This window comes from Fodinisporobacter ferrooxydans, assembly GCF_022818495.1.
Lineage (GTDB): Bacteria > Bacillota > Bacilli > Tumebacillales > MYW30-H2 > Fodinisporobacter > Fodinisporobacter ferrooxydans.
Map to the genome: position 1 here is coordinate 3064391 of NZ_CP089291.1, position 12413 is coordinate 3076803.

Annotated in this window: 14 protein-coding genes; 11 read left to right on the forward strand and 3 right to left on the reverse strand. The window is 46.7% G+C overall.

The annotated features are described in order from the left end of the window. Positions 1-46: 46 nt before the first annotated feature. Complete coding sequence (locus LSG31_RS14630; RefSeq protein ID WP_347435817.1) at positions 47-502, forward strand: pyridoxamine 5'-phosphate oxidase family protein; 456 nt, start codon at positions 47-49, stop codon at positions 500-502. A 137-nt stretch (positions 503-639) separates the two neighbouring features. Beyond that, entirely contained in the window at positions 640-1134 is a 495-nt protein-coding gene (locus LSG31_RS14635) for a hypothetical protein (RefSeq protein WP_347435818.1), read from the forward strand. On the opposite strand, the gene ymfI is transcribed toward LSG31_RS14635, so the two are convergent. Next, positions 1078-1881 (reverse strand): elongation factor P 5-aminopentanone reductase, encoded by an 804-nt coding sequence (gene ymfI, locus LSG31_RS14640; RefSeq protein WP_347435819.1) that lies wholly within the window; start codon positions 1879-1881, stop codon positions 1078-1080. The two genes, LSG31_RS14635 and ymfI, sit on opposite strands and share 57 nt — an antisense overlap. 196 nt (positions 1882-2077) lie before the next feature. Here ymfI and LSG31_RS14645 point away from each other — a divergent pair, with 196 nt between their 5' ends. The 5 genes from LSG31_RS14645 (at position 2078) to LSG31_RS14665 (ending at position 6636) form a co-directional block, all read left to right on the forward strand. Then, positions 2078-3418 (forward strand): acetyl-CoA carboxylase biotin carboxylase subunit, encoded by a 1341-nt coding sequence (locus tag LSG31_RS14645; protein ID WP_347435820.1) that lies wholly within the window; start codon positions 2078-2080, stop codon positions 3416-3418. Between the two features lie 17 nt (positions 3419-3435). After that, positions 3436-3648 (forward strand): acetyl-CoA carboxylase biotin carboxyl carrier protein subunit, encoded by a 213-nt coding sequence (locus LSG31_RS14650; RefSeq protein WP_347435821.1) that lies wholly within the window; start codon positions 3436-3438, stop codon positions 3646-3648. 34 nt (positions 3649-3682) lie between these two features. After that, positions 3683-5212, forward strand: a complete 1530-nt coding sequence (locus LSG31_RS14655) for an acyl-CoA carboxylase subunit beta (protein ID WP_347435822.1) — start codon at positions 3683-3685, stop codon at positions 5210-5212. 85 nt (positions 5213-5297) lie between these two features. Then, positions 5298-6326 carry a ketopantoate reductase family protein gene (locus tag LSG31_RS14660; RefSeq protein ID WP_347435823.1) on the forward strand — a complete coding sequence of 343 codons (1029 nt, stop codon included), beginning with the start codon at positions 5298-5300 and terminating at the stop codon, positions 6324-6326. Between the two features lie 19 nt (positions 6327-6345). After that, on the forward strand, positions 6346-6636 hold the full coding sequence (locus tag LSG31_RS14665) for a late competence development ComFB family protein (protein ID WP_347435824.1): 291 nt from the start codon (positions 6346-6348) through the stop codon (positions 6634-6636). Positions 6637-6751: 115 nt separating this feature from the next. On the opposite strand, the gene LSG31_RS14670 is transcribed toward LSG31_RS14665, so the two are convergent. Further along, entirely contained in the window at positions 6752-7108 is a 357-nt protein-coding gene (locus LSG31_RS14670; RefSeq protein ID WP_347435825.1) for a winged helix-turn-helix transcriptional regulator, read from the reverse strand. Positions 7109-7456: 348 nt separating this feature from the next. On the opposite strand from LSG31_RS14670, the gene bshC reads away from it, so the two are divergent. Continuing rightward, on the forward strand, positions 7457-9076 hold the full coding sequence (gene bshC, locus LSG31_RS14675) for a bacillithiol biosynthesis cysteine-adding enzyme BshC (RefSeq protein ID WP_347435826.1): 1620 nt from the start codon (positions 7457-7459) through the stop codon (positions 9074-9076). 156 nt (positions 9077-9232) lie between these two features. Further along, entirely contained in the window at positions 9233-10426 is a 1194-nt protein-coding gene (locus tag LSG31_RS14680; RefSeq protein ID WP_430734202.1) for an MFS transporter, read from the forward strand. A gap of 59 nt (positions 10427-10485) precedes the next feature. Here LSG31_RS14680 and LSG31_RS14685 read toward each other — a convergent pair whose 3' ends face one another. Then, positions 10486-10797 carry a winged helix-turn-helix transcriptional regulator gene (locus LSG31_RS14685; RefSeq protein ID WP_347435828.1) on the reverse strand — a complete coding sequence of 104 codons (312 nt, stop codon included), beginning with the start codon at positions 10795-10797 and terminating at the stop codon, positions 10486-10488. A gap of 229 nt (positions 10798-11026) precedes the next feature. Here LSG31_RS14685 and mraZ point away from each other — a divergent pair, with 229 nt between their 5' ends. Both mraZ and rsmH read left to right on the forward strand, forming a co-directional pair. Continuing rightward, positions 11027-11458, forward strand: coding sequence for a division/cell wall cluster transcriptional repressor MraZ (gene mraZ, locus LSG31_RS14690; protein ID WP_347439524.1), 432 nt, complete (start codon positions 11027-11029; stop codon positions 11456-11458). Positions 11459-11470: 12 nt separating this feature from the next. Continuing rightward, the gene (rsmH, locus tag LSG31_RS14695) at positions 11471-12406 is read left to right on the forward strand and encodes a 16S rRNA (cytosine(1402)-N(4))-methyltransferase RsmH (protein ID WP_347435829.1); all 936 of its coding nucleotides are present in this window, start codon (positions 11471-11473) and stop codon (positions 12404-12406) included. The last annotated feature ends 7 nt before the right edge of the window (positions 12407-12413 follow it).

Here is a 12413-nt window from a genome sequence, read left to right on the forward strand (position 1 = left end):
ACGCTCGCATTGTCTAACTTGATTGTCCATAAGAGGTGAAAGATTCATGCCAGAAGTTGTGTATGATTCCTTGCCGGAGTCTTTGCTGCAATTCTTGCAAGGTGAGAAATTGGTATTTGTTTCAACCATTGATCATGAAACAGGCGCACCGAACACAACAGCAATCTCTTGGATGCTTGCGAAAGATGCGCAAAACATTCGGTTTGCGATGGATCCTCGTTCCCGCGTGATCGCCAATTTGCGCAAAGATCCGCGCATTCAGGTAACGGTGCCGGGTGCTGGATCTTGCTTTGGAATTTCCGGTATTGCGAATATAGGAGATGACGTAATGAACGGCGTGTCTCTGAAAATGGTGATGGTGGAAATTCAGTTGCAAGAAGTGCGCGATGTCATGTTTTATGGCGGCAAATTGTCGGTGGAACCACAGTATGAAAAAACATACGATCCCAAACTTGCAAAGAAATTTGACGCCGAGATTTATACGGCATTACAGACCGATTGATCGGGGAATGCTCGCATTGTCATTTTACTTGTCATCCTAGTCCTATCCTATAACCGGTTTGCATCTGTAATAATATTACAAAAACAGTGCCACAGCTTGTTCTCCGATATTTCAGCAGTAATGAAGGAGGAGCAGTTATGGAGGAGTTGTTTTTGTTCCCGCTAACCATTAAGGAAGGCCGTGTATACGATGCAAAAGGGACAGATGTCACGGAAGCCTACCAAATGTTCCAGTGCAGAAAATGTGCGGAACAGTTGCTTTCTGCATTGGAACAATTGACAATGGTCAAACAAGCAGGCAAGGAAACGAGACATATGCTTTATATCGATCATGCATACTATACGATTGCCGTGATTGAGACGTTTGTCGGCGACAATCTGTCGGAGCGCCTGCAGCTTTCATACGCCGGATGTGTGCAGGAAAATCAGCAAGGAATATGGTATCTGGAGAAAGTCAATCGCAGGATTCTGCCGCTGGAGTCGCTTGTCCAACTCTATGCTCTGGTCGGTCAATATAACATAACATTGGAAATGGCTGAAGACATTTGGGATCACCGCACTGCGATGTTTTACCTCTTATATGACAAATCCTCCATTTGGCGAAAGCACTTGACCAGTAATGAAAGACGATGAAGGCAAGCAAAGAAAATGTACGACATGCGCCACATCATCAGCTGTCCCGAGCCTGCCTACAGGAGTTTCTTCCGCTAATTGCATCCGCTCTTCTTCCGTTAATTCAGAAATCATATCCGTATCGATGGCACCGGGTGCAACCGCATTTACCGTAATGCCTGCACGGGACAACTCTTTGGCTAATGCTTTTGTAAAAGCCAAAATTCCTCCTTTTGAAGCAGAATAAGCGACTTCACACGATCCGCCCGTCATGCCCCAGATCGAGCTGATATTCACGATCCGTCCATAGTTTTGCCGAATCATCGCTGGCAGTACAGACTTGGTCAATAAATACGGACCTGTCAGATTTGTGGCAATCAGTTGCTGCCATTGTTCATATGTCGTATCGATCAGCAGATTTGTATGACTGACTCCTGCGTTGTTAATCAAAATATCGATCTGTTCGAATGTTTCTCCTGCAAAATCGGCCAATCGCCGGATATCTTCCTGTTTGGTCACATCAGCGGCAAATGCATACGCCTGCACACCCAGTTCCTTGCAGTAAGCAACAACCGTCTGCGCCTGCTGTCTGGAAGTATGGTAATGAACGATCACATTGGCTCCCGCTTTGGCAAGTTGATATGCACACGCCTGTCCAATCCCGCGGGCGGCTCCTGTAACGATTGCGGTTTGCCCAAGCAATGGGCGCGTGGCAAAGTTAGTTTCAAATTCCATTTGTTCCTCTCCGATCTGTAGGAAATCAATCATACGAAGAATCTCTCCTAACATAAGTATAAACGGAAAGGATGTCAGAAATCGATGTCGAATACGTACTCCTATACGATATGTTTTTGCAACGCTTGCTGCATATTCTTTGCGTTCGATTCATGTGGATCTTATGGAAACGCATACAATGGTATAAGATCATGTGTCAGCAGGTTTCATCGATGAAAGGAGGCTAAACATGTTTGAAAAAATTCTCGTCGCCAATCGGGGGGAAATTGCCTGCCGTATTATGCGCACTTGTAAAGCTTTAGACGTCCGAACGGTTGGTATATACTCGGAAGCGGATCGCAATTCCTTGCATGTCCAGATGGCGGATGCCGCTCATCTTGTGGGACCGCCGCCGGTCGCTCAAAGCTATCTGCAAATGGATCGCATTCTTGAGATTGCCATGCAGGAACAAGTACAGGCAATCCATCCAGGGTATGGCTTGTTATCGGAAAATCCCGAGTTTGCGAAAAAATGCGCACAGGCAGGGATTGTGTTCATCGGGCCGCAAGCAGATACGATTGAACAGATGGGCAATAAAGTAAACGCACGAATGGCGATGAAACATGCAGGTGTTCCAGTCGTTCCGGGTACATTGCAGCCGATCGCTGACGCCGAAACGGCCGTCCGTTTTGCCAACGAAATCGGCTATCCGGTGATGGTGAAAGCCTCCGCCGGCGGCGGTGGAATCGGTATGCAGGCAGTGGCGGATGACGACTCTCTCCGCAAAGCGTTTGCGGCAAATACCAAACGGGTGCAAGCCTATTTTGGGGATGGATCGATGTATCTGGAAAAATATCTGGAATCAACCCGACATATCGAAGCGCAAATACTTGCCGATACACATGGGAATGTCTTATTTTTATGGGAGCGGGAATGCTCCATCCAGCGTCGGCATCAAAAAATTCTCGAAGAAGCGCCATCGACGATTTTGACGGCGGATCAAAGGGAACAACTGCGGTCGATGGCACGAAACGCTTGTTCTGCACTTGGCTATGTCAATGCGGGAACGATTGAATGTCTGCTCGATCCACAGGGCTATCTGTATTTTCTTGAAATGAATACGCGGCTGCAGGTGGAGCATCCGGTCACGGAAGAAATTACGGGGTTGGATTTGGTAGCATGGCAGTTGCGCATCGCTAATGGTGAAGCGCTCACAATTAAGGATGAGGACATTTCCGTGTCCAAACACGCCATCGAATGTCGGATTTACGCAGAACGGCCGGATACGTTTTTGCCGTCGCCTGGTACGATTACATCCTTTAAACGTCCGGCCGCTCCGTGGATCCGCCATGAATTGGCGGTAGAATCAGGGATGACAGTCACTCCCTTTTACGATCCGATGATCGCCAAACTAATCGTAACGGGTGATACCCGCAACCAAGCGATCGAACGATTGCAGCACGCGCTTCATGCATATCAAATTGCGGGAATTCACACAAATGTACCGTTTCTGCAAACATTGGTCATACACCCGGAATTTCAAAAAGGGAATACGACAACCGATTTTATACAAAGGCATATGAAGCAATAGAAAAAGGTGGGATACATATGGCGGCGATTCATGCAACGATGGCAGGAACCGTTTTACAAGTGCTTGTATCAGAAGGTGATTCTGTTCAAGCAGGACAAGATGTAATTCTGTTGGAGTCGATGAAAATGGAAGTCCCTATTTCCTCCGAGCAAACGGGAATCGTCAAGAATATTCGCGTTACCGTCGGCGATTTTGTCAATGACGAGGATGTATTGATCGAGTTGGAGTAGTTTTTTTGAGTAGTTTTTAAAGGAGTGATGGCAAATGGCGCTGCAGGATCATTTACAGGAGGCCACGGAACGGATTTTGAAAGGCGGGGCGGATAAATATCACGAAAAAAACAGGGAACAAGGAAAATTGTTCGCGCGCGAGCGATTGCGGTTGTTATTTGATGAAGGTACGTGGACAGAAGATGCGCTATTTGCCAACTGTCAAGACCCGGAGCTGCCGGCAGACGGTGTGGTCACCTGTCTTGGAACGATTCATGGCCGGACTGTTGCAGTCATGGCCAACGATTCCACGGTAAAAGCCGGGTCGTGGGGATCGAGAACCGTTGAGAAAATCATCCGGATTCAGGAAACGGCAGAAAAACTGCAGATCCCTTTGTTTTATCTGGTCGATTCTGCCGGTGCCCGCATTACCGATCAGATCGAGATGTTCCCCGGCCGCCGCGGGGCGGGACGGATTTTTCATAATCAGGTACGGCTAAGCGGCCGGATCCCGCAGGTTTGTCTGCTATTCGGTCCTTCCGCTGCGGGGGGCGCATATATTCCCGCCTTTTGCGACATTGTCATAATGGTGGACAAAAACGCCAGCATGTATCTTGGGTCTCCACGCATGGCGGAAATGGTGATCGGAGAAAAAGTGACGCTCGAAGAAATGGGCGGCGCCCATATGCATTGCACAGTCAGCGGCTGCGGGGATATCCTGGCAAAGTCGGAGCAAGATGCGATTTTGCTCGGCCGCGAGTATATCCGGTATTTTCCTGCCAATTGCAGCCAAAAGCCGGAACGCTTGCCAACCGTTGCGGCAAAGTCATTTGACAAATCGATCGAAGAAATTATTCCAGCCAACCAGAATGCGGCGTTTGACATGTATCAATTGATTGAACGGATTGTCGATGCAGATAGTTTCTTTGAAATCAAAAAGCGCTTTGCGGCAGAAATTATTACAGGTCTGGCGAGAATCGATGGCAGAAGCGTGGGGATTGTCGCCAACCAGTCAAAGGTCAAAGGCGGCGTGTTATTTGTCGATTCTGCCGATAAATCTGCACGGTTTCTGGCATTATGCGATGCCTTTCATATTCCGTTGATTTTTCTTGCGGATGTCCCGGGATTTATGATCGGAACAAAAGTCGAACGGGCTGGCATCATTCGTCATGGAGCCAAAATGATTGCGGCAATGTCCCAGGCGACTGTCCCGAAACTTTCCATAATCGTCAGAAAAGCGTATGGAGCAGGATTGTATGCAATGGCTGGGCCTGCTTTCGAGCCGGATTGTTGTCTCGCTTTGCCGACTGCGCAGATTGCCGTAATGGGGCCGGAAGCAGCAGTCAATGCCGTCTATAGCAATAAAATTCAACAACTGCCGGAGTCGGAACGCCAGGCATTTATTGAACAAAAGCGGCAGGAATATAAAGAAGATATTGATATCTATCGATTGGCCTCGGAAATGGTCATTGACGGCATCATTGCACCAAATCAATTGCGGGAAGAACTCATCCAACGATTGACGATGTATGAATCCAAATATGTTCCGGAGCTTTCCCGAAAACATCCGGTGTATCCGGTATAAGAAGTGAACAAAACAGCTGCAGGGTTGAAAGGGTATGCACTCTTTTTTCTGCGGCTTATTGTTTTTTTGAGGAAGTTGTTGCACTATGTTGTTAGAACAAATCCTTCGATGTTCAGACGTCTTTGACATCTTCAATTGGACATCTTCATTTGAACCTTCACAGGAAAGGAAAGCAACGAATGTGCAAGTAGCTATTATTGGAGCAGGTGCTGTTGGGAAGTGGCTGGCAGGCATTCATATGCAAGCTGGAGTTAAAACGGGTTTAATCTGCAAGAATTCGCAACAAGCAAAAGCGGTACAGCAATCAGGCATTCAAGTGATGGATACTGTTTCCGGCCGCACAAACGAGTATCCGGTCGATTGCATTGCCTGGGAACATGTAACGGCTGCGACAGTTGCTGCTGTAAAAGTATGGATTGTCTCCGTAAAAACCTATCAATGGCCGGTATTCTATGAATTATGGAGCCGAAACGTGGAACCTTTTTTGCAAGCGAGCCCATTGGTTGTTGCTGTACATAACGGATTTGTGGATTATCGGCAAGTCTCTCCCAAAATCGCGGCACGACGAATCATTCGCAGTGTGTTGACATATGGCGTGACAGCTGAAGAAGCCCGGTCTGTTCAGATTCGTGGAAACGGAGTATGGACGTTGGAACAGCCATCGGACTTGCATGACAGTCAAACGTTTCAGAATTGGGTGGAGGCTATAAAGCCCCGTGTGAACATCACAGTTACTTCCGACATCGATTCGGCCATCTGGCGCAAATTGCTTGTCAATTCCTGTGTGAACCCTGTGACGGCGCTGGCAAAGCTGGAAAATGGCGTTGCTTGGGAAAATCCACATGCCCATCCCATGATGGTGGCATTGGCAAAGGAAGCACAGGAAGTGAGCCGATTGAAGTATGGAATGGAGCTGGTGGAATTGCTGCCGTATATTCAACAAGTATGTACCGATACATATTACAATCGTTCTTCTATGCTGCAGGATCTGCTGGCAGGCAGAAAAACGGAAATTGATGCATTAAATGGGCGAATTCTTCAATTGGCCAAAGAATATGGACTAAAAGCGATGCATCATCAAATCATGTATGATCTGATAAAAGCGCAGGAATGATCGAGGGGAGATGGGAAACATGATTCGCAATCATGTTCGGAATTTTATGGAAGAAATCGTGTGGAATCAATTGGAAGACTTGCTTCCTACAATGCCTCAAGTATGCAGTTGCGACATATGCTTGCAAGATATGTTTGCATTCGCGTTAAATCAACTGCCTCCCCGCTATATCGCAACAACAGGCGGAGAAGTATATACCAAATTGAAGTTGCTGGAGGCGCAGTACCATGCAGATATTTTAGCTGCGCTGACAAAAGCGGTCAAAGCGGTTTCGGAACATCCAAGACACGACGCTTCCGTGGATCAGTGAATAAAGCAGAAACAGCAGAATAGAAACAGAGTCTACTATTCGAATATGCGTAAAATACGAATACTACGCATTCCGTATAAAAGAACCTTCCTTTCTATGCCGTGGAAAGGAAGGTTTAGTCCGTTTTGGCAGCGGAAGGATACACACCGGGACATTTAATATCCTGTTTTTTCTGGTGTTCTGCACCCCAATCCCGCAAAGCTTCCAACACAGACTTTAGGGTTTTTCCGCTCTCTGTCAGCGTATATTCGACACGCGGCGGAATTTCCGGATAGAGAGTTCTGGTCACAACTCCTTGTTCTTCCAACTCTTTCAATCGATCTGTCAATAATTTTGAGCTGATCGGGAGAGTTGCTGCAATCTCCGTAAAACGTTTTTTTCCTGCGAATAATTCACGCAATATTAAAAGGGTCCATTTTTTACCGACGACTCCTAATGTAAACTCAATGGGACAAAGATCTTGATCATGCATCGAAATCGCACCTTTTTTGTAGCTTTCGTTTTGGTTTTGTAAATTTCTTATTTGAAGGTTCCATTGTCGCTTTCTTGTACACATGTTGCGTCTGGATAACTCATTTTCTTTTAGTATACCATATTTCAAGAATACGAGTTGGATTTGGCGGGAAAAGTATACAACCCATGTTACTTTACTTTTTAAAGTATATGAGGTATAGTATATTTTGGTATTCGTAAACGAATGATTCGATTGAGGTGAGTTTATGGCGAAATTATTTACACTTTACCCATTATGGGCAAAACACGCTGCTATCGCTTTCGGAGCGGAATCGGTATTGACCGGTCAATATCGGAGGGCGTTTTCATGAGGATTGAACGTTCGAATGTAACGGATCGTTCATTTTTAAACATATATGAACAGGATTTTTCCCAAATATCCAATCTTTATAGCTGGAATCCGCACAACGAAGCAGACTGGCAAGCCCGCGCCGCCGAGTTGCAGTCTCGCTTTGCCGATGCAGAATATAGAAATCGCCTGGCGGATGCGCTTGTTGCCTACAATCGCTCCATTGGTGCCGGATCGCAAGCATTGGCATCGATCGAACAACTTCGCAATGGTGCATTGGCGATTGTTACGGGTCAACAGGCGGGGCTGTTCACAGGTCCCCTTTATACGATTTATAAAGCGATCACTGCCGAGTTATTGGCAAACGAATATCAGCAGCGGTTGGGAGTGTCCGTGATACCGGTATTTTGGATTGCTTCGGAAGACCACGATTTTTTGGAAGTCAACCACATCTTTGTGCAGACATCAGAATCCTTGTCCAAAATCGAATGGTCGAAGCAGGAAACAAGCCGAAAATCAATCGGTCATATCAAAGTTCCGGAACAGGAAGTCAATCGCCTCATCGACGAATTAAAAGCATCCACCATCGAAACGGAATTTCGGGAACAGTTGCTGCAAACCATTTATGAATGTTGGCAATCCACCGATTCGATGGCGGATTGGTTTGGGGCGTTAATGGCGCATATTTTCGAGAACAGCCGTCTTGTATTTCTGAATCCGATGTTGCATGAATTTCGTCAATTGAGCGCTTCTGTTTTCACACAAGGGATTGAATGGAATGAAGCCATTCGGAACGCCGCTTTTCAGGGAGCCGAGCAAGTTCGCAGATGCGGGTTGGAACCACAAGTTCATATCATGGGGCACAGTAGTTTGTTATTTCTGCAAATGGATAATGGCAGATACCCATTGGATTTCATCGATGGCCGATTTGCGGCGAGGGGAACAGAATATTCTTGGTCGGGGTCGGAGCTTGTGCAAATCGCCCGCACCGCTCCGGAACGGATGAGTTCAAATGTATTGCTCAGGCCGATCGTCCAGGATCATCTGCTTCCGACTTTGGCATTCGTAGGCGGCGGCGCGGAAGTCGCCTATCACGGAATGCTGAAGGAACTGTTTCATGTGTACGGCATTTCGATGCCGATCATTATGCCGCGCATTTCGATCACAGTCATTGAAAAAGCAGCGGCAAAAAACAGCAAAAAATACAATGTTTCCATTGATTCGATCGTGTCGGGACAGGATCCTTTACAGCAGGTTTTGAGCCAGCTGGATCCGGTAGGCGTCGACACGGTGTTTGCATCGTTTTTCGAGCAAATCGACAAGTTGTACGTGAAGTTAAAGGAGGATCTCGTGCAGATCGATCCGCAACTGAAAAAATTATCGGAAGAAAATCAACAATGGGTGCAACAACGGGTTGAATCATTGCGACAAAAAACATACCAATTTCATGAACAAAAACATGAGATTGCCGTACGGCAACTGCAAAAACTGACTGCATCGCTATATCCGAACGGGCATCTGCAAGAACGGGTATTGAATATTTTTCCATTCTTGATCAAATATGGCCCACAGTTTGTTTCGGATTTGCGTGATCACTTGGAGAGCGGGAACTATACACATTGGTATCTCTATCTATAGACAAGACATGTTTCCCAAAGAAATGTGGTCGAAAGAAATGGTGTTAAATGAAATGCCGGTTAAAGAAATGGATGTTATTTCTTTGTTTGTCAATTATAATAAGATCCGTGTGATTTTTAGGCGCAATCAAGTGGTTCGCAAGTATGGAGGATGAGCATGGAAGGAGCGTTAGGGAAATTAGATAACAGGCGCTTGCAAGTATGGCAAGTGTCAAATCTCGGCTTTGCCCATATGGTAAATGATTTGATGACGACAGGATTGGTACCTGCATTATTGCCTCTGTATAAACATGCGTTTCATTTGAATTATACGCAAACGGGCTTAATTGTTTTTATGTCGTATCTCACATCTTCTGTCATGCAGCCGATTTTTGGATATTTTACCGATCGCAAGCCGAAACTCTGGCTATTGCCGGCGGGTGTCTTCCTTTCCTGTCTGGGGCTTGCTCTATCTGGGATTGCACCATCATTGCCGTGGGTATTGGTTTTCGTGGCTATTTCCGGATTGGGTTCAGGCGCGTTTCATCCGGAAGCATCAAGAGGCGCACACCTGGCGGCAGGTCGGGGAAAAGGATTGGCGCAGGCGATCTTTCAGGTCGGCGGCAATGCAGGTCAGGCGTTCGGTCCTTTGATGATTCCGTTGTTCCTGATGGCGACTGGAATTCGCGGAGTCATGTGGTTTTTGGCGTTGGGTGTATTTGTTTTTGTAGTATTGTGGCGTTTGCTGCCATGGTATCGAATGCGAATGGAACAAGAGCAAAAGCGGAAACGCACAATTGAAGGAAACAACCGCATCTGGGCCGTCATTTTGCTGGTGTTTGTCGTCATTCTCAGATCCTGGTGCCAGATTGGCGTCTCCGGTTTCCTTCCGTTTTTTTATCAACAGCAGCACATGTCGTTAAATACAGCGGAACTGTTCAATTTTTTGTTTTTAGGCGCAGGAGCCGTCGGTACGTTCATCGGCGGCACAATGTCAGACCGGATTGGGAAAAAATGGCTGTTGCTCGGCTCGATGCTGCTGTCTGCACCGTTCGCCTTTTTGCTGCCAAAATTGCACGGAACACTTGCGGCTATCGATTTGATAGCGTTTGGATTTCTCGTTCTGTCGTCATTTGCTGTAACGGTGGTCTATTGCCAAATGCTCTTGCCAAAAAACATTGCCATGGCATCCGGGTTGATGATTGGGTTTGGAGTAGGCGCGGGAGGCATTGGCGCAACCATGCTGGGTTGGATTACCGATCATTTTGGCGTTGGAGCTGTTTTTGATTTTATTGTGTTGTTGCCGCTATTAGGTGCAATCATCAGCGCTTTTCTTGTAAATGATCAAACGCTTATAAAAAAGCAAGCGTAAAAAGCATGTGGAATTTGTAAAAAAACCGTTCAATCGAGTTGCGGCGATTGAACGGTTTTTTATTGAAACCATATATTTGCCCATTTTTGCAATTCATTCATCGAGGTTTCCAACGCTTTTCCTTTTTCGGTCAATTCATATTCGATCAGTACGGGGATTTCTGGGAACACCGTACGTTTTACAATGCCTGCAGTCTCCAATTCTTTCAAACGTTCAGCGATCATACGGTCACTCATATTTGGAATCACTTCCGCAATGTCTTTAAAACGCTTGGGGCCTGATAGGAGTACTCGAATGAGCAATCCGGTCCACCGTTTTCCCAACAGTTCAAAGGCGGCCTCAAATTTGGGGCACATTTGCAAATGATCCATTCCTATCACCACCTATTTTACATAATACCATAGATCCTATTGAAAAATAAGTATCGATCAGTCGATTTGTCTCCTGGATTTGTGCTTCAGTGCGGCAAAAGGAAATTCAGCAGTTTTAAAAAATCTTGCGACGATTCGGCAGGATTTTTTTTGGTTGGGAAGAATTTGATATAGGGTGGTTTAAAGTGGAGCAAAGTGGTGAGTTTTGGAGCGGAAGTGGGTGAGCAGGATGTTCATGGGGGAGTATCAACATTCCGTTGATGAAAAAGGACGTATGATCATTCCTGCGAAATTCCGCGATGCACTCGGTGTCGGTTTTGTTTTGACACGAGGGCTGGACAACTGCTTGTTCGTATACCCGCATGATGAGTGGGAGATATTAGAAGCGAAACTCAAAACATTGCCGCTGACTCGGGCGGATGCACGCTCATTTGTCCGTTTCTTCTTTTCCGGGGCGACCGAATGTGAATTGGACAAACAAGGGCGAATCAGCATTCCCGCAACGCTTAGGGAATACGCGGGGCTTGTGAAAGACTGTACCGTTATCGGAGTTTCCAATCGCATTGAAATTTGGGCAGCGGATCGCTGGCAGTCATACAGCAATGACGCATCTGAATCTTTCGCATCGATTGCGGAGACACTTGTAGACTTAAACCTTTAGAGGTGATGGATCGTGACAGAATTTCATCATACATCCGTATTCCATAAAGAGGCTGTGGAATTGTTACTGGTGCGGCCGGACGGATGGTATGTGGATTGTACGCTTGGCGGAGCGGGACATACAAGACAATTGCTGGACCAAAGTTCGCCAAACGGTCAGGTCATCGCATTTGATCAGGACGAAACTGCGATTGCGAACGCAAGGCAATTGCTGCGCGAATATGGCGACCGTATACATTTGATACATGATAATTTTCAAGCCCTTCGTTTTCACATGGAGGCAATGCAAGTAGAAGTAGATGGAGTCTTGTTTGATCTCGGAGTGTCCAGCCCGCAATTGGATGTGGGTGAACGGGGGTTTAGCTATCAGCACGATGCCCCGCTTGATATGCGGATGGATCGCCGCAATCCATTAAGTGCGTATACCATTGTAAACGAATGGCCAAAGGAAGAAATTACCCGAATCATTCGGGAGTTTGGCGAGGAAAACTGGGCAGCGCGCATCGGTGAATTTATTGTGGAAAAACGGCAAGCGGCACCGATCGAAACGACATGGCAATTGGTAGATGTGATTAAAGCGGCCATTCCGGCGAGAGCAAGGCGAGAGGGCCCGCATCCGGCGAAGCGAACATTTCAAGCCATTCGCATCGCTGTGAATGACGAATTGGGAGTATTTGAGCGAACGTTGAGGGATGCGCTGGATCTGGTGACACAGGGCGGCCGGGTGGCTGTCATCACCTTTCATTCGCTGGAAGACAGAATTTGTAAACAAGTCATGCAAGAATATGCGAAAGGATGTATTTGTCCGCCGCAATTTCCGATCTGCAAGTGTGGGCAAACACCTCGCGTCAAATTGGTAACCCGCAAGCCTGTTTTGCCGACACAAGCAGAACTCGACCAGAATCCGCGGGCACGATCGGCCAAACTGCGCGTGGCGGAAAAGCTGTAATCGATCA

Coding starts and splice junctions, on each gene's coding strand:
- LSG31_RS14650 (WP_347435821.1), top strand. CDS start 3,436: ATGGCGGCGATTCATGCAACGATGGCAGGAACCGTTTTACAAGTGCTT.
- LSG31_RS14680 (WP_430734202.1), top strand. CDS start 9,233: ATGGAAGGAGCGTTAGGGAAATTAGATAACAGGCGCTTGCAAGTATGG.
- LSG31_RS14685 (WP_347435828.1), bottom strand. CDS start 10,797: ATGGATCATTTGCAAATGTGCCCCAAATTTGAGGCCGCCTTTGAACTG.
- LSG31_RS14670 (WP_347435825.1), bottom strand. CDS start 7,108: ATGCATGATCAAGATCTTTGTCCCATTGAGTTTACATTAGGAGTCGTC.
- LSG31_RS14660 (WP_347435823.1), top strand. CDS start 5,298: ATGTTGTTAGAACAAATCCTTCGATGTTCAGACGTCTTTGACATCTTC.
- LSG31_RS14665 (WP_347435824.1), top strand. CDS start 6,346: ATGATTCGCAATCATGTTCGGAATTTTATGGAAGAAATCGTGTGGAAT.
- LSG31_RS14630 (WP_347435817.1), top strand. CDS start 47: ATGCCAGAAGTTGTGTATGATTCCTTGCCGGAGTCTTTGCTGCAATTC.
- LSG31_RS14645 (WP_347435820.1), top strand. CDS start 2,078: ATGTTTGAAAAAATTCTCGTCGCCAATCGGGGGGAAATTGCCTGCCGT.
- LSG31_RS14655 (WP_347435822.1), top strand. CDS start 3,683: ATGGCGCTGCAGGATCATTTACAGGAGGCCACGGAACGGATTTTGAAA.
- mraZ (WP_347439524.1), top strand. CDS start 11,027: ATGTTCATGGGGGAGTATCAACATTCCGTTGATGAAAAAGGACGTATG.
- ymfI (WP_347435819.1), bottom strand. CDS start 1,881: ATGATTGATTTCCTACAGATCGGAGAGGAACAAATGGAATTTGAAACT.
- bshC (WP_347435826.1), top strand. CDS start 7,457: ATGAGGATTGAACGTTCGAATGTAACGGATCGTTCATTTTTAAACATA.
- LSG31_RS14635 (WP_347435818.1), top strand. CDS start 640: ATGGAGGAGTTGTTTTTGTTCCCGCTAACCATTAAGGAAGGCCGTGTA.